This window comes from Anaerolactibacter massiliensis, assembly GCF_900290205.1.
GTDB classification, from domain to species: domain Bacteria; phylum Bacillota_I; class Bacilli_A; order Erysipelotrichales; family Erysipelotrichaceae; genus Bulleidia; species Bulleidia intestinalis.
On record NZ_OLMH01000002.1, the window covers coordinates 1781893 to 1802526 of the forward strand.

At 49.3% G+C, this 20634-nt stretch carries 16 protein-coding genes, 1 tRNA gene and 1 pseudogene; 4 read left to right on the forward strand and 14 right to left on the reverse strand.

Translation table 11 applies throughout. The features are described 5' to 3' along the window. Positions 1-66 precede the first annotated feature (66 nt). Positions 67-1239, forward strand: coding sequence for an AraC family transcriptional regulator (locus tag C7E00_RS12030; RefSeq protein WP_105304493.1), 1173 nt, complete (start codon positions 67-69; stop codon positions 1237-1239). Between the two features lie 89 nt (positions 1240-1328). On the opposite strand, the gene C7E00_RS12035 is transcribed toward C7E00_RS12030, so the two are convergent. Further along, on the reverse strand, positions 1329-1775 hold the full coding sequence (locus tag C7E00_RS12035) for a PTS sugar transporter subunit IIA (RefSeq protein ID WP_105304494.1): 447 nt from the start codon (positions 1773-1775) through the stop codon (positions 1329-1331). 14 nt (positions 1776-1789) lie between these two features. Continuing rightward, positions 1790-2965 (reverse strand): SIS domain-containing protein, encoded by a 1176-nt coding sequence (locus C7E00_RS12040; protein WP_105304495.1) that lies wholly within the window; start codon positions 2963-2965, stop codon positions 1790-1792. A 193-nt stretch (positions 2966-3158) separates the two neighbouring features. Between C7E00_RS12040 and nagA the strand changes: the two genes are divergently transcribed. Then, positions 3159-4307 (forward strand): N-acetylglucosamine-6-phosphate deacetylase, encoded by a 1149-nt coding sequence (gene nagA, locus C7E00_RS12045; protein WP_105304496.1) that lies wholly within the window; start codon positions 3159-3161, stop codon positions 4305-4307. A 34-nt stretch (positions 4308-4341) separates the two neighbouring features. Continuing rightward, on the forward strand, positions 4342-4872 hold the full coding sequence (locus C7E00_RS12050; RefSeq protein ID WP_135358221.1) for a hypothetical protein: 531 nt from the start codon (positions 4342-4344) through the stop codon (positions 4870-4872). A 76-nt stretch (positions 4873-4948) separates the two neighbouring features. On the opposite strand, the gene C7E00_RS12055 is transcribed toward C7E00_RS12050, so the two are convergent. The 9 genes and pseudogenes from C7E00_RS12055 to C7E00_RS12095 form a co-directional block, all read right to left on the reverse strand. Further along, the gene (locus C7E00_RS12055; RefSeq protein ID WP_105304498.1) at positions 4949-5299 is read right to left on the reverse strand and encodes an iron chaperone; all 351 of its coding nucleotides are present in this window, start codon (positions 5297-5299) and stop codon (positions 4949-4951) included. Positions 5300-5305: 6 nt separating this feature from the next. Next, complete coding sequence (buk, locus tag C7E00_RS12060; RefSeq protein WP_105304499.1) at positions 5306-6424, reverse strand: butyrate kinase; 1119 nt, start codon at positions 6422-6424, stop codon at positions 5306-5308. Between the two features lie 57 nt (positions 6425-6481). Further along, on the reverse strand, positions 6482-8809 hold the full coding sequence (locus C7E00_RS12065) for a CocE/NonD family hydrolase (protein ID WP_105304500.1): 2328 nt from the start codon (positions 8807-8809) through the stop codon (positions 6482-6484). Between the two features lie 188 nt (positions 8810-8997). After that, the gene (locus C7E00_RS12070; protein ID WP_105304501.1) at positions 8998-9882 is read right to left on the reverse strand and encodes a LysR family transcriptional regulator; all 885 of its coding nucleotides are present in this window, start codon (positions 9880-9882) and stop codon (positions 8998-9000) included. A gap of 23 nt (positions 9883-9905) precedes the next feature. Beyond that, positions 9906-11348, reverse strand: a complete 1443-nt coding sequence (locus C7E00_RS12075) for an MATE family efflux transporter (protein WP_135358222.1) — start codon at positions 11346-11348, stop codon at positions 9906-9908. Between the two features lie 273 nt (positions 11349-11621). Further along, a pseudogene (locus C7E00_RS16790) lies at positions 11622-11765 on the reverse strand (hypothetical protein); the annotation flags it as partial. 114 nt (positions 11766-11879) lie between these two features. After that, on the reverse strand, positions 11880-12437 hold the full coding sequence (locus C7E00_RS12080) for a flavin reductase family protein (RefSeq protein WP_105304503.1): 558 nt from the start codon (positions 12435-12437) through the stop codon (positions 11880-11882). A gap of 368 nt (positions 12438-12805) precedes the next feature. Further along, positions 12806-12878: transfer RNA gene (locus C7E00_RS12090), tRNA-Lys, on the reverse strand. 85 nt (positions 12879-12963) lie between these two features. After that, a complete protein-coding gene (locus C7E00_RS12095) occupies positions 12964-15123 on the reverse strand; it encodes an LTA synthase family protein (RefSeq protein WP_105304505.1) in 2160 nt (719 codons plus the stop codon). 86 nt (positions 15124-15209) lie between these two features. Between C7E00_RS12095 and C7E00_RS12100 the strand changes: the two genes are divergently transcribed. After that, positions 15210-16517 (forward strand): M18 family aminopeptidase, encoded by a 1308-nt coding sequence (locus tag C7E00_RS12100; protein WP_105304506.1) that lies wholly within the window; start codon positions 15210-15212, stop codon positions 16515-16517. Positions 16518-16782: 265 nt separating this feature from the next. Here the strand turns inward: C7E00_RS12100 and C7E00_RS12105 are convergent, their stop codons facing one another. From C7E00_RS12105 to C7E00_RS12115, 3 genes are read right to left on the reverse strand one after another with little or no spacing between them, the layout of a single operon-like run. After that, positions 16783-19032, reverse strand: a complete 2250-nt coding sequence (locus tag C7E00_RS12105; RefSeq protein ID WP_105304507.1) for a hydratase — start codon at positions 19030-19032, stop codon at positions 16783-16785. Next, positions 19029-20033, reverse strand: coding sequence for an isocitrate/isopropylmalate dehydrogenase family protein (locus tag C7E00_RS12110; RefSeq protein ID WP_105304508.1), 1005 nt, complete (start codon positions 20031-20033; stop codon positions 19029-19031). The genes C7E00_RS12105 and C7E00_RS12110 overlap by 4 nt, the downstream gene beginning before the upstream one ends. A 40-nt stretch (positions 20034-20073) precedes the next feature. After that, on the reverse strand, positions 20074-20532 hold the full coding sequence (locus tag C7E00_RS12115) for a hypothetical protein (RefSeq protein WP_105304509.1): 459 nt from the start codon (positions 20530-20532) through the stop codon (positions 20074-20076). Positions 20533-20634: the final 102 nt, after the last annotated feature.

Genomic DNA, 20634 nt, shown 5'->3' on the forward strand with positions numbered 1-20634 from the left:
TCTTTTATTTTGTGGGAATTTTGTGTTATATTTCAGTCAGAAAGGTTCACTTTTCGGTATTCTATCATGCTCGCAAAAACAACAAGTGCCACATTCCTCAAATTCGGCGCTGTATCCAGCGCTTTTCGCGGACAGCAAGGGTTCATCAAGAAGGAATATACCTTAAGTGATGATACGATCTACCGTCTCTATTCCTATAATGAGCCTGTCTATGTAGAACCAATGGAAGGCATGGCAATGCTCCGGATCACCCGGAACCCGGAAATCGAAGAAATTGAAAACTTTGCCCTGCACCGGGACATCCGGATCAATAAAGGAAACTGGTTTGCCCTCGCCCCGATGAGCAGCTACACCATCTATAACCTCTACATTTCGGAGAATGCAGAACGCCAGGTTCTGAAACTGGATAAACCCATTCTGTACAATCACATCACTCCGACTCTGCGGATCAATGAGATTATTGCCTACTATTACGTCGTCAAGCGGCCGGGATACGTGTTCCCTGGCGAAGTGCATAATTACTTCGAGCTCACTTATGTAGATCATGGCTCGCTTCTGACCCACGTCAACGGAGTCGATTATGAAATCAGCAGCGGCCAGGTCATGATGTACGGGCCAGGGCAGTTCCACAATCAGCAGGTTACTTCCTCGGAAGCATGTTCCTATATGACGGTCATCTTCCAGGCCGACGGGATCAACCGTGACAAAGTGCTCAATCGCGTCTTCACCTGCAACCGGGAAATGGTCAACGATCTGAACACGTTCGTCAAAGCAACCGATGATACCGGCGAATATCACAATGATGCGATGATCATCTCACTCCAGTATATTCTCATCGAAATGCTGGTCTCCAATCAGGAAGAATATCAGCCGAAACCAATCTCTCCGATCAACCAGCACTTTGAAGACAACCTGATGGAAGAAATCATCGACTACATCAATCACCATCTCTATGAACCGCTTCCCATCGAGCAGATCTGCGCCAAGTTCTCAATTTCCCGCAGCACGCTTCAGAATCTGTTCAAGAACAACCTGCAGATTCCGCCGAAGCAGTACATCAACAACGCCAAGCTCAGTCATTCCAGAGCTATGATCCGCAAGGGTGATCATACAATCTCTGAGATTGCCTCGATGCTCGGCTTCACCTCAATTCATTACTTCTCCAGAAGATTCACGAGCTATTACGGCATCACCCCATCCGAATACGCCCGCAAGATCTATCCGGGATCAGAAGAGTAAATAATCCTGCATGCAGGTATCATGCACGCAAAGGAAAAGGCATCCGCCGCAGAATATCATTTCTGAAGCAGGATGCCTTTTCTGATGGTTCAGATTCCGTCTCCGTCTTCCGGTTCTTCATGAGCCGGAGCGGCAAACTCATAGTGAATGACCTGTGTCTTGCCGGTTTCGACCAGGCTGTCTGCGAGGTCATTCAGATCTTCCATGAAGCTGCGGGACATATTGCCTTCCACCAGCATGCCGAGGTTTGTTCCGGAAAGCACTGCAATCGGAACAGAATCCTTCAGTTCAACGGAGAGTTCTGCGCTGACCTTGAAAGGAGAGCCGCCGACCAGGTCCGTGAAAATCAGGATGCCGCTGCAGGAAGCTTTCAGAAGATCAATTGCCTCACGCAGTTCGCGCTCAAGATCATCCGTGGACTTATCCTGGGTGAAGTCTACCGGAACATAATTTTCCGGAGAACCGGCAATCAGCTTGACCGAGGAGGTCAGACCGGTTGCGAAGTTGCCATGGCCTGTGACAATTACTCCAATCATTTCTTTATTCTCCTTTATTTTGTGTACGGATACAGTGTAACACCCTTGACGACACGGTTCACTTCGCCAGTCGGGCATGGGTTATCCGGAGTGTTCTTGTTCTGCAGCGAACGGAACAGCGCAATCAGCTGAGCACAGACGACATAGTCCAGTCCGAGGAAGACATTATCCTTTGCAGAAGTATTGAAGCAGTAATAGTAATCTGCGAGCTCTTCTACCTCCTTGCAAGGCGTATTGCACACCACCATGATTTTGTTGCCTTTACGCTGGCCAGCCATCTCGCGGATCAGATCCGTCTCATACTGTCTCTGATATGCGCTATCAGACAGATAGACAACTGTGAGGGTCTCATCGTTGACGATGGACTTCGGGCCATGACGGAATCCCATCGGTGTATCGTACATCGTGACGATCTTGCCGGAATTGAGTTCCAGCATCTTCAGAGCAGACTCCTGGGCAATTCCCTTGAGGCAGTTCGTGCCGAGATATACAATGCGGCTGTACGCAAAGTCTTCATCAACCTTCAGCATCTGTCCGTAATTCTCATCCAGCAGCGTGCGAGCCGAGGAAATCACCTCACGCACCTGTGCGACCGTCTCATCGAAATGATCAAGGCTGAAGCACAGCAGGCAGGCAAGATACATATTCGAGAAGCTGGAAGTCATCGCAAAGCTCTGATCCAGAGTTTCCGGAGTCAGATCGATGGCCAGGCAGCGATCTCCCTCTTCTGCAGCACGTCTGGAAAGCGCCCCATCCTTGTTGCAGGTGATGAACAGATGATAAACCTGATCATTCACTGCTTCCACGGACTGAATGGCCCCGATGGATTCCGGAGAATCACCAGAACGGCCAAAACTGATGAGCAGCGTCGGCTTATGCGCACTGACGAAGTTCTCCGGAGTCGGAGTCAGATCCGTGCTTGCATAGCTCTTCACTTTATAGTTCAGCGAACGATTCAGATAAGAATACAGTGCATTTCCGACGAATTCACTGGTTCCTGCACCGGTCAGAATGATGTCATAATCCGGCTGATCGAGGACCTTGGACAGGAATGTCCGGATCTCGTCTTTCATGGAACCGATCTGGGCAATGGTCTTCTCCCAGGTGTCCGGCTGCTGATGAATCTCAGTTGCAGTGAATACTGCTTTCATTTCCTTCAGCTCTTCGGGTGAATAATTGAAAATCTTCATGATCTCTCCTCCTGATTACTTGCACTCGCATTATAGCAATGCCATTTTGCTGTGGGAACATTTCAATTGAAAGATGCTAAAGGTATACCGAAAAGTGCAAGCAGCATCAAAGACAAACGGAAAAACTCATGCTACAGTGATAGCAGAAATCATGAATCACCAAGAAAAATAAGAAAAAAAGGAGGCATATGAAATGTTGATTCAGAGCAAACGTGTATGGTATGCCGGGAACTTCATTCCGGCAGAACTCGAATTTGAAAACGGAAAGATCGTCAGAGTATACGGATATGGTGAAAAGCCTGCCGACAAGGATTACGGCAATCTCAGAATCGTTCCGGGATTCCTGGACATCCACTGTCATGGATATCATGGCTGGGACACCAACTATGCAACCCCGGAAGGACTTCAGAACTGGGCAAAAGGAATTGTCCGTGAAGGCGTGACCGGATTCCTCGCTACGACCGTCACCGAAAAGCATCCGGTCCTGGAAAAGGCAGTCCGCAACGTCGCTGCGGTCAAGAAGAATCACATCGCCGGGAAAGACGGTGCTGATATTCTCGGTATCCACTTCGAAGGACCCTATCTCGATATGAAGTACAAAGGAGCTCAGCCCCCGGAGGCAATTGTTCCGCCTTCCGTCGAAGAATTCAAGGAATATCAGGACGCTGCTGACGGCCTGATCAGGATCATCACGATGGCACCGGAACATGACCCGGACTTCGCCCTGACCCGCTATTGTGCAGAACATGGCGTTGTTCCTTCCATGGGCCACTCCGGCGCTACCTTGGAACAGGCTTCGCTGGCAATTGCCAACGGTGCCAAGTCCATCACGCATACATTCAACGGCCAGTCTCCGTTCCTGCACCGTGCAAACGGTCTGGTCGGAACCGCATTCCGCTATCATGATCTGTACAGCGAAGTCATCTGCGACACGCATCACAGCACTCCGGAAGCCCTGAACATCTTCTTCACCTGCAAGGGCAAGGACCATGGCATCATGATCAGCGATGCCCTGCTCTGCAAGGGTGGAAAGCCAGGCGACAAGTTCATGTTCGGCGGCCATGAAGTCGTGATCGATGAAACCGGGACTGCACGTCTCACTGAAACCGGCGGCATTGCCGGCAGCACGATGCAGATGAACGTCGGTCTGCGCAATCTCGTTGAAGTTGCTCAGGTACCGTTCGAGACTGCGATCAATTCCTGCACGATCAACCCGGCAACCCTGCTTGGCCTCAATGATCATCTCGGCAAGCTCCAGGTCGGCTATGACGCAGATGCAGTCGTCCTGAATGACGATTACACCGTAGCAGAAACCTACGCAAAGGGAATTGCACAGTTCTGAACTCTGCTATAATCATTCCCAGGGAGAGTTTGCAATGACTCAGAAGAAGACAGACAACCGCCGTATCGTATCCGGCAGAAACATCTATATTGATGACAAGGGACAGGCAGTCCTTTATGACAAGAAGACGAAGATCGGCTACGTCATCAAGGAAAGCGACGCAGAAAGCTACCGGCTCTACCAGAACCGCATCGCCATCTCGATCGCCGTATTTATGCTGCTGACAAGTTTCCTCAATGACTGGAAGCTTCCGCTGATTGCCGGCGTGATCCTTGCCGCCCTGCTTGAAGTCCGCTACCGCAGATGGCTGCCGACCCTGACCAAGCGCACGAAGTTCCGCCCCGAAAAGAAGAAGACATTCCTGCAGGGCGTCATTGAATCCAATGACAGCGGCCGCTGCATCCTGCTCGGCTTCCTGTATATCATCTTCGGCATCCTGCTCGTCGCAAATGGCTTTGTATCCAATCAGCCGTTATTTGCAATCATCTGCGAATTCGGCGTCCTGGCATACTGCCTTTACATGGGCATCACCTACTTCTACGCAGTATCAAAGATGAAGCACTGAAAAAGCACTGCCCATCCGGACAATGCTCTTTGCCTAAGCCTGAAGCAGTTCCGGAACAAATCCGGAGCTGCTTTTCTTATTTCTCTTCTTCCGCCCGGTACCGGATCATCTTCCGGATCAGTTCTTCCGGAAGAGGCTTCGCATATGGAAACTGTACTGCTCCCTTCGAGGTATGGTACTCCTTCAGCTCTTCTGCAAATTGTTCAATCGGGCCTGGCGTGGGATAGAATCCGAGATGATTCTTTCCTGCCGCAAAGTAGACAAGAACCTTCTTTCTCCGATATGCAGGCATGTTATAGGAAATGCATTCCTCTGCATCCGGGAGCTCTTCTCGGATCAGTGCTCTCATCTTCTCCAGATATGGCTTCTCTTTCTCATCCGCCGCATCCAGATATTCCTGCACACTCTCCCACTTTCTCTTTTCCATAAAGAATTACTTCGCTTCCTCATCATGGAAGCCTGTCCATACCGGCTTTCCGGTATAGTGCTTCGGCTCCATCTCGCCTCTTAACACCTTAAGCGCATTATACGCCAGTGCTTCCTGCTCGAATTCTCCCGGATACACTGCAATCGGTGCAATCCACTCACAGGACTTCCGGATGCCTTCTGTGATGTCATCAAACCGCATCAGTCCGCCAGTCAGAACAATGCCATCGACCTTGCCCTTGAGTACCGTTGCCATCGCTCCGATCCACTTGCAGATCTGATAGATCATCGCATCCCAGACTCTGGAAGCTTCCGGATCCTTCGCATCTACTCTGGCATGGATCTTATCGGAATCTGACGTATTAAACCAGCTCGAGAAGCCTCCGCCTGCACTGCATAATACCTTCAGCTGATCCCGGGTCACGTCTTTCATATCGGCCAGCAGGGTCGTGATTGCCATGGAGCCCATTCGCGTCGGCGTGAACGGTCCTTCGCCGCCGCCTCCGTTATTGCCGTCAATCATCTTGCCATGCGCATGTGCCGAGATCGTGATGCCGCCATCGATATGGCAGATGATCAGATTCAGATCTTCATACTTCTTCCCGATGGATGCTGCATATCTTCTGCCTGCTTCCTTCGTGTTCAGCACATGCGAAGCAGGACGGCGATAGACTCCTTTCACGCCGGTGATTCTTGCCAGATCACAGTATTCATCCACAACCGTAGGATCCACCGTGAACATTCTGGCCCCGTACTTCTCATGAATCACTTCGGCCATCTGAACCCCAAGCATGGATGCGTGATACAGTCCTGCCACATGATTGCGGGTATCTTCCACCATCTGCTGATTAATCTCATACGTCCCGCTCTCCAGCGGATAGCACGGTCCGCCTCTGCCTACTACCGCATCAAGACCCCTCAGATCGATATGATGTTCCTTCAGGAACTCCTCAATGACCTCCATGCGGTAATTCAGCTGGTTATTGATATCACCCAGGGATCTCAGAACCGTTGAATCATGGAACACATTGTCCTCAAACACTTTCTTCTCATTCTCGAACAATGACAGCTTCGTCGAGGTAGACCCTGGATTGATCACGAATATCCGATAGACTTTCTCTGACATGACAGCCCTTCTTTCCAGGGAACATTCTAGCACTGCAGAACAGTTCTGGTCTTTCTGCTATTCGATGAGTCTCATAGAAACATCAGGTTCTTCTTCACATGGAATCTTGATGGAAACAGATTCTTTCCGGATCGCAAAGGAATACGGTTCTTTCTTCAGACCGCTCTGATGACCGGGGGCAGACAATACGAGGACCAGTTCATGGCCCGCCGGGACGTGATAGACCTCTGGCTGCAGACAGATCTGATACGTATGAACCTCGCCGGTCACGGGCAGGATAGATCGTTCTGAAGAAGCACTCTCATAACCAGACTCCGGATTGCAGAGATCGATCCATCCTTCTGTGATGACATTCCAGTCTGTCTCTGCAGTCTGCAGCCTGATGAGATCCAGACGGGGTAACTGTGCCCCTTGCCAGCAGGCATCTTCACCGATCCTTTCCTTTGCTATTTCTGCTGATCCTGCTTCTTTTCTCAGAATCGGAAATGGTTCGTCTGCCGTATCAATCAGTGCTGCCTTCACAATGAGAGCATCCTCAGCAGTTCCTTCCATGACCGCCGCATCAAAAGCAACGGATGCACTGCCACGGATCGTGATCCCCTGCTTCATCCTCCCCCGCCAGGCAGCATGATCCTCCGAGAGAGAAGGACCGGAAGAAATGATCCGGTCTGCCCTTTGTTCTGCATGCATGGAAAGCACCTGTGCCGCCTGAAAGGTATCATACGCATCCCATTGTTCCGGATCATGGCCATTCTGAACAAGCATAGCGGGCATCTCTTCAATCCTGTTTTCAATTCCATAAAGAAAATGAGAGAACCAGCGATTCAGAAGGTCTTCATAAGGCTCCCCATTCACCAGCATCGTCCAGCCTCCGGTATGAGAAACCGGGGCTACATGGGCATCCTGATGCAGCAGAAGCTTCACCGGCATCCCTGCCTTCACAAACGCTCTTGCCATCAGATCTGCCTGTTTCGGTTTCACATTGTCATCATTGAGCCCTTGCACGATCAGGGCAGAACAATTCAGATTCTCCGCATGCACGGTATAGTCTCGTTCTTTCCAGAACGCACTGTAATCACTGCCATGAGCCCTCTGATCCCGCTGAAGCTGATGGAGATAATCTCCATAGTTCTTCTCAATGGTCTTCCAGTCTTCCGAGTCCAGATATCTTCCTGCACAATACAGTGCCAGACTGCTGAGCTGATTGCCCGGGTTCCCGACGATCGGTGCTCCCTGGCTGTTTACGTACTCGTACCAGCTGGCAATCCCCGACACCGGCACAATCGTCTTCAGTCCACTGACGCCTGTTCCTGCCACCCCGAACTGCGTCGCTCCGGCATAGGACATTCCCGTCATACCGACTGAACCATTGCACCAGTCTGCCTTGATCTCAAGATCAGAATCCAGGTCAGCATATGCTTTCCGATCTTCAATCAGCCATTCAATGACCGAACGGAATGCTGCAATCTCCAGTTCTGAACCGCAGGTCTGAAACCCTTCCGACTGATACGTCCCCAGCCCTGCGCACAGGACCACCGCATACCCTCTGACGAGAAAATAGTCATACCAGTCCAGATCTTCATACATATATCGATCTTCATATGGATTGTAATAATACCAGTCAGAAACATCTGCGTTCCTGGCCGCTTCGAGAGTGCTGATCTCTCCGACAGGCACTCTTGGAGCGGGTTCTGCATAGAGCTTCTTCAGATCATAGGAATCCCCTGAAATCTCATCAATCTCATAGAAAGGCGTGCAGCCGCTGCTGTATGGCCTTGCCTCATAAATCACAGCAGCCTGATAATCTCCTCTTGCCGCAGCTTCCGGAAGCTGCACCACTGCTTTGATGAGATCCCGCTTTCCGTCTTTGTCCGTGTCATAATCCGTTTCTACATAGACACAGAACCGGATCACTGCATGAGCTTTCTTTCCGGCTGTGCCATCTGAATATGGAAAGATCGGCTGAGCCATTCCATTCAGAAACAGCGGCTGCAGAGACTCTGAAGACATCGCCGCCTTCACCTGCTCTGCAATCTCCTTCATCTTGCTCAGCCTTTCTCTGCTGCAGATCAGGTTCGGATCTTCATTTCCAAGCATTCCGAGACTATGGGCAAGCGCCAGCCGATCTTCTTCCGATACTCCAAGCACTTCTTCTGATAATCCTGTCCAGTTCAGAAGAAGCTCTGCAGCATCTCCTAATGTCAATGGTTCCCCTGGTTTTAGCACGGTTTCCGATTCAGACAGGTCTGATTTTCTGCAAGCCCATAAGCTTCCGGCAAGCATGCAGAACGCAATCATCTTCTTCAGAAATGTTCTGAGTTCCTTCAGTCCTGGTTCCATCAGAGACATGGTAAGAAGAAACGAATGCCAGAACAACCGGAGCATATGAAGTTTCCGGATTCATACCACAGCAGGAACAGAAACGGTCAAAAAAGTTTCTTTATATTTATGACAGATATAACTCAATGTCTAATCCTACCAGAGCTATTTAAGCGCTTTCATTATGGAAATGCAACTGGTATTTTTGACACTGTTCAAATAACAAGTTCATAATTGCTGTAAATAAAGCCTTTTCATTGTTCATGATAAATTGCAGAAATTTTTTTTAGAATATCCATATGTTCAAAACCATTTGGATAAACAATATCTATTTCACGATTCATACTGAGATTTTCAATTGGAAGTGCCACAAGCTTCTTCTTCCTGATTTCACTCTGGCATGCACTTCTGGCTAAAACGGATGCCCCATACCCATGTCTGACAAGGTCTTTGATGGTGGCCACATTATCTATTTCCAGAATGACATTAAACTCTTCAATGGACATGTTCTGCCCTTCCAATGCAGCCATAAAAAGATCTCTGGTGCCGCTGTTAGGCAGGCGCAGGATGAGTTTCTGAGAGCGCACATCGTTTATTGTCACCATGGATTTCTGAGCAAGCTCATAACTCGGCGGCACAATCAGAACAAGACTGTCCGTATCCAAGGGCATACTGATAAGAGAAGGATCATGAAAAGCACTGTCAATAATAGCAAAATCAGCTTCATAATTCTTGATTTTCTGCAGCAGATGAGCCTGGGTATCTGTGATTAATCTCATCGTCACACCTGAGTTTTCCATAATGTACTTGGCAAAGACTTCTGTAATGCGGTTTGCCTCAACCGTATGAGTAATGCCGATATTCAGGCTCGTGATTCCATTTGCCTCATCCTGCAGTTCCTTACGCAGCTTGATATCAAGTGCAACCATGGAGCGGGCATACTTGACTACTTTTTCACCCTGCCTGGTCAGCTTCAGGTGCATGCCGGTCCGTTCAAAAAGATGAATGTTAAGTTCAGACTCAATCGCATGAATATGCTGGCTGACGGCCGGCTGTGAAAGGCCGAGCTCATTTGCAGCACGTGAATAATTTCCTGTTTCCACTACTTTCAAAACGGTGTATATCTTTGCATCAATCATTCATTCTCACCTTATTGTTCATATTAAAAACTGTTCGCTGGTGCTTTATATGAAGCTTTTGTTTCAAACTTTTGTTCAAGATAAAGCAGTGACTGTTCAAACAAAATGACAGCTACAGCGCAGCTCAGAATATCCGTGATCGGCGTAGCCCAGACAACAGCATCTGCAGATCTGGTTAAGTTCAGAATAAACATCAGCGGAATATCAACAATTCCTTTTCTTAATAATGCAAGTATAAAGGATTTTCTTCCATTGTTAACAGCCTGAAAGAAAGAAATAATGGAATATGCAAAGGCAGAAAAAGGACAGCCTATCGTCAGAATGCGCAGAAATTTTTCGGCATAGATCAGAGAAGGTCCTTCCGGCAGAAAGATACCGGTCAGCTCCCTGGCAAAGATAAGATTGATTGTCATTGCGGCCAAAGCAAATACAACTGCCAGGGTTGAAGAGAATCTGATGACCGACTTCATTCTTTTGAAATCACGGCTGCCATAGGCATAGGCGATTAGCGGAAGAACGCCCTGCGATATACCGCGAGCAATGGAATGAGCAAGCATGTTGACTTTCTTTGCCACACCGATGCCGGCCTGTACATCCGTCCCGGCTGAAGCAATCAGGGCATCCAGAACGGCATAGGAGATATTTTCCATCAAAGTCATCGTAAATGCCGGCATGCCGGTCATGAATATCTCCCGGAATGTTCCGTCCTCAAAAGCAGTGCTGTTTAAATGAAACTGAATGCAAGAGCCTTTCTTCTGCAGAACATGAATCAATATGACAAAATACAGAAACGAAATAACATTGGAAAGAGCAGTAGCGATACCGGCACCGAGAACTTCATTTCCTTTTGGAAGAATGACAAACATGAATAACGGATCAAGCAGAATATTCAATACACCGCCTAATACAATGCCGGCACCGGATTCAGCCGATCTGCCTTCTGCCCGGACGAGATTTGCCAGCATGGAGCTCATGGAAGTAAATAATCCGCCGAAGCATACTGTCACCACCATGTATTTCACAGCCTGTGTGTGGACAACTTCATTTCGCCCACCAAGTACATTCAGAAAGGAGTCACGCAGCAGCCATACGCCTGTGCAGTACAGTGCCGTAACCAAGAGGCAGCCGTAAAAGGCAAATGCAGATGCATTTTCTGCTCTGCCCGTTCTCTTTCTACCCAGGGCTCTTGAAATTGTTGTGGAACCGCCGACGCCGAATAAATTGGCAATGGCAGAAAGAAACATAAAGGGAGGCATGCAGATGGTTACGGCAGTAATGCTTGTCACCTGACCGGTAAGCCCGATGAAGAATGTATCCGCCATATTATAAATAACCAGTATAATCTGACTGATTACCAACGGCAGAGCCAGTTTGATAACCGCTCTGGACACAGGCGTATTATCAAATAATTTTTTTGTATCTTCTTTCATGCTCTCTGCCTCCATTTCTTGAAAACTACGTTCCAATCATAGATGTAAGCCCTTACAGCATCAAATAAGATCATTTGATCAACTTATAAATTTTTCTTATAGTTTATGTCATTTCTGGTTTTTATAAGCGAGTTTATGCGACATTGTCAAATTCATATCATAAGATTTTCTTATATATTTATTGAAAATTATTATTATTTGTTCAAAAAAACTGGCTGAATGAAAAGCATCTTAACATTCAGGCAGGTTTATCTGACTATGCTTATATTATTGGCAATTGCGCTTGCTACTGCACAGAATTGAAGTTTTCTACAGCTGATTATCAATAGACTCAATAAGCCAGTCAAGTCTCAAGCCATTTTTGTACTTTATTCGGTATTCGTTGAGACTCATAAAATTCGCGCCAAGTTCTATCTCAAGATCCTCTTCCTGTGCTTCATCATCTTTCCATCCACAAACAGGACATCAGCCAATTGCTCTTGTGTCATATTCTTCTGTTTCTGGTAATAAAGAATAAAAAATCCTCGTATGCTTTACGAGGATTCAGGAAATACGCTGATCAGAAACTTACTTTTTCAAGGCAAGTCCATCATGGAATGCCTTGCCGACCACCGGCCCGATGACCCGATAGGAATTGGTACCCATATCAAACACAATCGGCTTCAGCTTGTCTGTATCCACTTTTCCATCCGTAAGCACGGATTCCTCAGCGAGCATATCTACGATCTCACCGACCAGAATTCCGGTCTCCTCATCCCAGGACTTGCACGTACATTCCAGGGTAACCGGATATTCTTCAATCACCGGAGCATTCACATGCGGCGCCTTATGCACACGAACTCCCGCAGCTTCAATCTTATTGACCTTAGCACCTGTTTCCACTCCAAAGTAATCAGAAATCGCAACCGTGTCTGCAGTCGCAAACGCAACCGTGAACGCCCCGGTCTTCCTGATGTTCTCCGTGGTCTTATGATGAGCCAGGAAAAAGGTAATCTCACCGTAATCAGACTGCTGTCCCCATGCGGCATTCATCGCATTCGGAACTCCGTTCTCATCATACGTTCCGATAATGAATACACCCTCCGGCATGATCACTGCCTGTTTTGAACTGAACTCCTTTGTCATATGCACTAGCCTCCTCTTTGTGCATCATAGCAGTAATTCTCCCTCACCACACAAAAAAACTCAGCATCTGCTGAGGTCATCTTTGTATATATACTCAGGAGCATCTCCCGAGGAACTGCTGTATATCAATCACTGAACAGATTCTTCAGTGATGCTCGCAATTCTCTGCCGCAAGTCTTTCTGACTCAAGGCAGGTATGATAATAGCACATCATTTTCGAAAATCAAGCCCTTTTGAAAAAATATGTCAGAGTGTAATAAAAGCTGATGATCAAAGCGCTTTCATGTCATTCATGCATGATTATTCCGCAGCTTGTTCCGGCTTTCTGCTAAAGCAGAAAAAAACCGCAGAACCTGCGGTTATCGAAGTGGTTCCTGAGGGACTCGAACCCTCGACCCACTGATTAAGAGTCAGTTGCTCTACCAACTGAGCTAAGGAACCATGTGTTCTTCCGAACGCTTAGATATAATACCTCACTCAAAGCGGCAATGCAACACTAAATTTAAAAATCAGCAGATCAGATTTCTCACGATTCCTGGTCCAATTCTGCAGAAGAACTCTCTTCCGGCAGCGCATCCGCAGATGACTCCGGTTCCAGGGCAGGCGTCGGAATGGGGGAAGGCCCTGCCGGTTCCTCGCTGCCGAAGACATGTGCATAGTAATCCGTGCTCAGCACTCCATTGCAGTAATTGATCTTATTGCGCACCAGAGTCCGGATGCGGTCCACATAATCATCGCTGACTGTCACCCCTTCATTCGGATAGAACGTGCCTGATGCGGACAGATAATAGCCCTGATCTGTCTTCCAGTTATAGTTCATATTGAATACCAGGGGTTCAGCATCCGAGAACACATCTCTGCCTGGCAGAAGTCTGGAATCCCATTCCGTACCGAACAGATTGCTGAGCGTCGGCAGAATATCAATCGAAGAAACCGGCGTATCCACGACAATCGGGTCCATGTCTTCCAGGCATCCGCTCCAGAGGATCAGGCGGTTATGATCCCGTTCCAGATAATTCGTGACCGTATAGCCATAGAGATTATCCAGGTTCGTGCTGTTTTCCAGACTCTCGTCATAATCCAGCCCATATGGAAAATGATCCGCGCTCAGCACGATGACCGTATCATCGGCAATACCCGCCTGTTCCAGCCGATTCACCAGATACGTCAGCGCGTCTTCCAGTTCGAGCTGGCTGGCAATATATGCCTTGACTTCATCATTGTACTGATCCAGGCCGCTGACCTCATCCCAGTGCTTCGCCGACATCGCATTGCCGGATACCGAATACGGATTATGTCCGGATACGGACATGTAATAGACATTGAACGGCTGATGGCTGAGATAGAAGTCCACCGTACCTTCCATCATTTCCAGATCTGATTGCGGCCATTGCGAAGTGACATAGTTCTCCATGCCATTTCCAAAGCCCATGAAGCCATTGGAATAGCCAAGATTGTTATGAGTCAGATTCCGGCTGTAGAACGTGTAGTCATTGTTATGGAATGCCCAGCCATTGTAGTTCAGACGATTCAGCTGGTTTCCCATCGTGAAGTAATTGTTGTAATCCGCTGTGATCTTCACGGAAGAACCGCCCTTGGTCGGCATGAGCCCGAACAGATTCTCGCACTCTCCGCCTGTTGTTCCCGCACTTGCCGGCTGATAGTAGTCCGTGAACTGAATACCCTTGCTGGCCAGGCGATACAGCGTCGGCGTGAGGTCTGGATCGATGATATCTCCTGAGAACGCTTCTGCACTGATGAAGATCAGATTCTTTCCCCTGAACAGACCAGTATATTCATTCTGCTTTGTCGGCGTCAGAGAGCTGACATACCGATCCAGCTCCTGCTGAGCGCTGGTGCCAGTCTGCTCGAGAGCTTCAAAGTCGATATCCATCTCGCTGTACCCATAAGCAATCGGTTCTTCTGAGGCTTCTGCAGAAGCTTCCGGAGTCACCTCCGGTGCGACGGTCTCAAAGCTCAGTGAAGCTTCCGAATCCGCATTGCGCACCAGATCGATGCGGAATGCACTGAGCAGTCCGAAATCCGTCACTGCATTCTGGAAGTTATATTCATCAGAATAGGCATTCCAGTACAGCGGATTCATTGAGATCAATAGGAGATTCAGAACAATGGCAATGACCGCAGTCGCCCCGTTCAGGAACTTTTCGAGGGAAGAAGACTGAAGGCCGTCATCAAACCGCTTTCGGAATTTCAGATACAGCACGACCGGCACCCAGAACAAGAGAAGCCTCGTGACTCCTCTTGCCGAAAAGATCAGTGAGAAAATCAGGCTCTGAAATTCCCCTACCGCATCCCCGGCTCCGGCAAACACCGTATTCAGGTCATAGAACACCTTGAACTGCAGGTACACAAAATAGAAGATACAGAACAGCACAGTCACAAGAACTATGGCAATCGTGCGGATTCTGCGATTTGCTTTCTCATTTCTGCTCAGCGAACTGAGAAACCAAACAATCGCTCCGTATCCAATTGAAAATAAAAAGATATACAGCAGATCGATGTTCCAGTTCCGGTTTACCGTGGAAGCCTTGAGAACCAGCTCATCATAATAAAAGAACAGTGCCGGCATAGAGGCCGCAATCATCCGATTCCGTTTTCTCTTTGTTTCCTGCTGCTGACGCAATTCTCTTTTCTCTCTGGAAGACAGTTTCCCGGTTGTTTTCATAAACAGTACTCTCAATCAATAACCCCGCTATTATAAACAGTTTTTGTGCCTCATGGTATAATTCCGACGGAAAACGAGGACACCATATGTACGAATCAGTAAACGAAGAACTGCTGGACTTTCTGAATGAAAGCCCGGACGCATTTCACGCCGCAGATCAGATCCGCAGGATTCTGAAGCAGAACGGCTTTGAAGAACTTGCCGAAGGCAATGTATGGAATCTTGCGAAAGGCGGAAAGTATTTCGTGCTCCGCAATGAGAGCTCCGTCATCGCCTTTGCAATTCCGAAGACAGACTTTCAGGGCTTCATGATCGGAGCTGCCCATAGTGACTCCCCTTCCTTCAAGATCAAGGAAAACCCGGAAATCAAGAAAGAAGGATACATCACTCTGAACGTAGAGAAATACGGCGGGATGCTGATGAGCACATGGTTTGATCGGCCATTGTCTGTGGCAGGCAGAGTTCTGGTCAGAGACGGTAACCGGATTATGACAAAACTTGTGAACGTTGACCGGGATCTGGTGCAGATCGTGAACCTGGCCATTCATATGGACCGCACGGCCAACAGCGGCCATGAGATCAATGTTCAGAATGAGATGGAACCCATTCTGGGACTGGAAGGATCAGAAGGATCTTTCATGAAGATCATTGCCGAAGCTGCCGGCGTGAAGCCGGAAGACATCCTCGGCCATGATCTGTTTCTCTATCAGAGAGGAAAGGGAACGATTTGGGGTGCCAATCACGAATTCCTGTCCGCAGGCCATCTGGATGACCTGCAGTGTGCATTCGGATGCCTGCAGGGATTCCTGCACGCTGCACCGGAGAACAGTATTCCTCTGCTTGCAATCTTCGACAATGAAGAAGTCGGCTCCGGCACCAAGCAAGGCGCAGACTCCACCTTCCTGGAAGACGTCGTGCGCCGCATCTGCACGCTGATGGGAAAGAATACTGAGGACACGGAACGGGCCCGCATCAGCTCGTTCATGGTCAGCGCCGACAATGCCCATGCCGTTCATCCCAACTACGCTTCCAAAGCAGATCCGGTGAATCGCCCGAAGATCAATGAAGGCATCGTGATCAAATACAATGCCAGCCAGCGCTACACGACCGACGCCGTCAGCGCGGCAGTATTCCGTGAGGTATGCCGCAAAGCAGAAGTTCCTCTGCAGGAATTCACGAACCGTTCCGATATGGCCGGCGGTTCTACCTTAGGCAACATTTCCAATTCCCATTTCTCGCTCAATACGGTCGACATCGGCCTGCCGCAGCTGGCCATGCATTCATGCTGGGAAACGGCCGGCACGAAAGACACTGCCTACCTTGCCGAAGCCATGCAGGAATTCTTCTCCTCTTCGTTCCGGGATCTTGGCGGCGGCAGCTGGGAGCTGGACTGAATCGCAGAGAACGAGCAGCTATCTTCATCAGCTGTTCGTTTTTTATTTCTCCGATGATTCAGTATCCGTCACTTTGCCGGATGCTTCGGTCATCCTGGAGATCACTTTCTGCAATGGGCACCCTTGCCTTCAAGTGACCATTCCTGCTGAAAGATTCCAGGCGTTTTCAAACCGCCTGGCTGCAGTCCATGCGGGGCACACGAAAAAAGTGCAGCCTGGCGTAAGACTGCACTTCATTTTTTCCAGGTATCATGCCTGGATTCATTCAGATTGTTTTCCGATAATGATTGATCAGACAGCCATCCGAGAGAATCTCACGCTCCTCCATCTCCGTCGCGCCAAGATGGACTGCAATCTCTTTCACGCTGCCATCTGCTTTAACTGCAAATGCCTGATAGTGATCGTTTCCTTCTTCCAGAGAATTCCGCACTCCCTTCAGGAATACATAATCGCCATTCTCAATCTCTTCCGGCTTCTCAATGAGAAACGGCAGGATGCCCCAGTTGATGCAGTTGGTACGATAGCGCTTCGTCGCATAGCTGACCGCAAAGTTCGCTGCCCCGCCAAGCACTCTCTGACAGGAAGCTGCCTGTTCTCTCGCACTGCCATCACCAGGCTTGTTCGCAAAGATTGCAGAACCGAAGTTCGTATGCATAGGATCATTCGCAATGCCATGATCCGAAAGCTTCTGATATACCTGCTTCAGTTCTTCTGACAGAGTTCCTGCTTTCCGATCTGCATCTGCTTTCTGCACTGCTTCCGCCTTGCCTACATAAGCAGGATCCCGGCGGCTCAGCGTGAACTGCGCCAGACGCAGCGGATTGGAACGATAGCTCGAAGTTTCACCGGATGGAATCAGTTCATCCGTCGTCGTGACCGGATCGGTGATATAGCTGACAATCTTCACCAGCAGATCATCGCTGAGGGCAGGCTGTTCCGGCCAGTCCTTGATGTTCGGTCCGAACCGGAGCTCATAGTCCGGTTCCGGATGATTCCAGCCATCATAAACTCTTCTTGCATAGATGCCCGCATCAAAGTGATACGGAAGTGCCTGAAGCGGTTCTTCCACGATCTCATCTGCTGCCGTCAGAATGCCGCCGTTCCTTGCGGTTGCTGCAATGGAACGCGCATCCATCAATGCCACGCCAGCAATCTGTCCTTCCGTAGGCTTCGAGCCTTCCCGGTTCGGAAAGTTTCTCGTGCTGTGACGGATGGAAAGCTCGCCATTAGCAGGAGTATCGCCTGCTCCGAAACAAGGCCCGCAGAATGCTTCGCGGAATACTGCCCCAGCCGAAATCAGATCTGAAACTGCTCCGTTTTCCACCAGTGCCTTATAGGTAGGCATGGAATCCGGATACACACTCATCTTGAATTCGCCATTACCGCAGTCCTGCCCTTTCAGGATCTGTGCAGCCGCGCAGATATTCTCATAGGTTCCTCCGGAACATCCGGCAATGACACCCTGGTCTACATGAATTCTTCCGGATTCATCAATCTTGGAAACCAGGTTCATCGTCACCTTGCCGTTCAGCTGACGATTTGCCCGGTCTTCTGCTTCTTTCAGATACTTCTCAGGATCTTTCTGAAGCTCATGAATCGGCAGTGCATAGCTCGGATGCATCGGCAGCGCAATCATGCATGGAATCTCATCCAGATTCAGTTCCAGGCATGAATCATAATAAGCACCATCTTCCGGCTCCAGCTTCCGGTAATCATCCGGGCGCATATGCTTGGAGTAGTATTCCTCTGTAACTTCATCCGTCTCCCAGATTGAGCTGAGACAAGTCGTTTCCGTCGTCATGACATCGATGCCATTGCGCTCATCCTGGCTGAGACCATGCACACCAGGACCAGCAAACTCCAGCACCTTGTTCTTCACAAAGCCATCTGCATAGACTGCTCTGACTAAGGCCAGGGCAACGTCCTGAGGACCAACCCCGGACTTCAGTGCTCCAGTCACATGGACCAGGACGACTTCCGGTCTGGCCAGGTCATAGGTTCTGCCGACCAGCTGCTTAGCGAGTTCCCCGCCGCCTTCGCCAATGCCCATCGTTCCTAGCGCACCATAACGCGTATGTGAATCCGAACCGAGAATCATGCGGCCGCAGCCAGTCATCATCTCCCGGTTGTAGCTGTGAATGACAGCCAGGCATGGCGGCACATAGATGCCCCCGTATTTATGAGCAGCACTCAAAGCAAACTGATGATCATCTTCATTGATCGTTCCGCCGACTGCACAGAGACTGTTATGGCAGTTCGTCAGCACATACGGCATCGGAAATTTCTTCATGCCGGATGCCCGGGCAGTCTGAATGATGCCGACATACGTGATGTCATGGCTCGTCAGAGAATCAAACCGCAGGTGCAGATTTCCGGGATCCGTGCCCTGGTTATGAGCACTCAGAATCTTCCATGCCATGGTCTTCTTTCTGGCTTCTTCCGGTTTTTCTCCGGCAATATACTGAACCGTTCTTCCCTGCAGGTAAAAAACGCCGTGGCTGATCTTCTCAATCATTCTGCCGCCTCCAGTTCTGCAATGACCGCATCCGTGAATTCCCTGGTTCCGGCAGTTCCGCCGATGTCTCTCGTGGTGTGCTCGCCCTTGCGGATCACTTCATCGACCGCATGTTCCAGCGCATCTGCCTTTTCGCTCATGCCATGATCTCTTAACAGCATTCCCATGGCCAGCAGTAATGCAGAAGGATTTGCCAGATCCTTGCCGGCAATATCAGGAGCACTGCCATGAACTGCTTCATAGATGACCTGATGATCGCCGATATTTGCACTCGGCGCAAACCCAAGACCGCCGACTAATCCGGAACACAGATCACTTAAGATATCGCCATACAGATTCGGTGCCACAATCACATCGAACTGCGTCGGATCAATCACCAGCTTCATCGTCATCGCATCGACGATCACGGAATTATGCGCGATATCCGGATAAGACTCTGCCACATGATTGAATGCCTCCAGAAACAGGCCATCGGTATATTTCATGATGTTTGCCTTATGCACGCAGGTAACCAGATGTCTGCCATGCGCTCTTGCATATTCAAACGCAAAGCGGGCAATGCGCTCGCTCGCCTGGCGCGTGATCAGCTTGATGCCATGTGCCGTATCCGTACCGATCTTATACTCAAGACCCATGTACAGGTCTTCCGAATTCTCCCGGATCACGACCAGATCCACGTTCTCATATCTGCTTTTCACGCCGATTCTGGAATGAACCGGGCGTAGATTTGCATACGTACCAAACCGCTGACGCAGCTGGACATTGATGGAACGGAATCCCTTGCCGATCGGCGTTGCCGTCGGTCCCTTGAGGGCGATGCCATCCTGTTCGATCGCTTCGATCAGCCCCGGCTCGATCAGATTTCCGCTCTGCTCAAAATATTCTGCCCCGGCATGGAATTCTTCCCATTCGATGCCAGTATTCAGCACTGCCGATATCTGCTTTGCACTTTCTGATATTTCTTTTCCGATGCCATCGCCCGGAATCAGTACTGCTTTCATAAACCTGCCTCCAGTTCCATGCCTATAGAATAATCCTTTTTCAGACCGAAGGGATGTAGAGCACCTTCAGAGAATGATCCGAAACCCTCAGAATCCGATAAGCACCCGGATACTTCTTCCGCAGCTGCTTCTTCAATGCCTCCACCTGATCACCATGCAAGCCTTTCTCGGCATAGAACAGATACTCATAGCTGCCGCTCTCCCGGTCTCCCGACGAGCTGCTGACGGTCACTTGCTGCTTCAGCACCTGCTCTGCAATCGCAGCCAGTTCCTCTGCCGAGGCATGCGGAACCTCCGGCGTATCATCGAGCGGCATCGTCGTCTCATCCATCGGCAGCCCCGGGCCAGTGATGCCAGGCGCCGGCTTCAGCACGATTGCAAGGATCATGCCGGCCATTCCAAGCATGATCAGACCGATGCCAAGCATTCTGCTCATTTCCAGCATCGGAATTCCGGAAACAATGCAGAGCAGAGATAGAAGCTGATAGAACTTTTTCATCTGAAACACACTCCTGTTACCAGAAATCATATCATGCATGCACGAGGAAAGATCCGTGTGAGTTCAGATTGTCCTATAATGGGAACAAGATTGCTGGGAGGC

Excerpts from the sequence above, each read along its gene's own strand:
- C7E00_RS12030 (WP_105304493.1), top strand. The coding sequence starts at position 67 with ATGCTCGCAAAAACAACAAGTGCCACATTCCTCAAATTCGGCGCTGTA.
- C7E00_RS12035 (WP_105304494.1), bottom strand. The coding sequence starts at position 1,775 with ATGATTGGAGTAATTGTCACAGGCCATGGCAACTTCGCAACCGGTCTG.
- C7E00_RS12040 (WP_105304495.1), bottom strand. The coding sequence starts at position 2,965 with ATGAAGATTTTCAATTATTCACCCGAAGAGCTGAAGGAAATGAAAGCA.
- nagA (WP_105304496.1), top strand. The coding sequence starts at position 3,159 with ATGTTGATTCAGAGCAAACGTGTATGGTATGCCGGGAACTTCATTCCG.
- C7E00_RS12050 (WP_135358221.1), top strand. The coding sequence starts at position 4,342 with ATGACTCAGAAGAAGACAGACAACCGCCGTATCGTATCCGGCAGAAAC.
- C7E00_RS12055 (WP_105304498.1), bottom strand. The coding sequence starts at position 5,299 with ATGGAAAAGAGAAAGTGGGAGAGTGTGCAGGAATATCTGGATGCGGCG.
- buk (WP_105304499.1), bottom strand. The coding sequence starts at position 6,424 with ATGTCAGAGAAAGTCTATCGGATATTCGTGATCAATCCAGGGTCTACC.
- C7E00_RS12065 (WP_105304500.1), bottom strand. The coding sequence starts at position 8,809 with ATGCTCCGGTTGTTCTGGCATTCGTTTCTTCTTACCATGTCTCTGATG.
- C7E00_RS12070 (WP_105304501.1), bottom strand. The coding sequence starts at position 9,882 with ATGATTGATGCAAAGATATACACCGTTTTGAAAGTAGTGGAAACAGGA.
- C7E00_RS12080 (WP_105304503.1), bottom strand. The coding sequence starts at position 12,437 with ATGACAAAGGAGTTCAGTTCAAAACAGGCAGTGATCATGCCGGAGGGT.
- C7E00_RS12095 (WP_105304505.1), bottom strand. The coding sequence starts at position 15,123 with ATGAAAACAACCGGGAAACTGTCTTCCAGAGAGAAAAGAGAATTGCGT.
- C7E00_RS12100 (WP_105304506.1), top strand. The coding sequence starts at position 15,210 with ATGTACGAATCAGTAAACGAAGAACTGCTGGACTTTCTGAATGAAAGC.
- C7E00_RS12105 (WP_105304507.1), bottom strand. The coding sequence starts at position 19,032 with ATGATTGAGAAGATCAGCCACGGCGTTTTTTACCTGCAGGGAAGAACG.
- C7E00_RS12110 (WP_105304508.1), bottom strand. The coding sequence starts at position 20,033 with ATGAAAGCAGTACTGATTCCGGGCGATGGCATCGGAAAAGAAATATCA.
- C7E00_RS12115 (WP_105304509.1), bottom strand. The coding sequence starts at position 20,532 with ATGAAAAAGTTCTATCAGCTTCTATCTCTGCTCTGCATTGTTTCCGGA.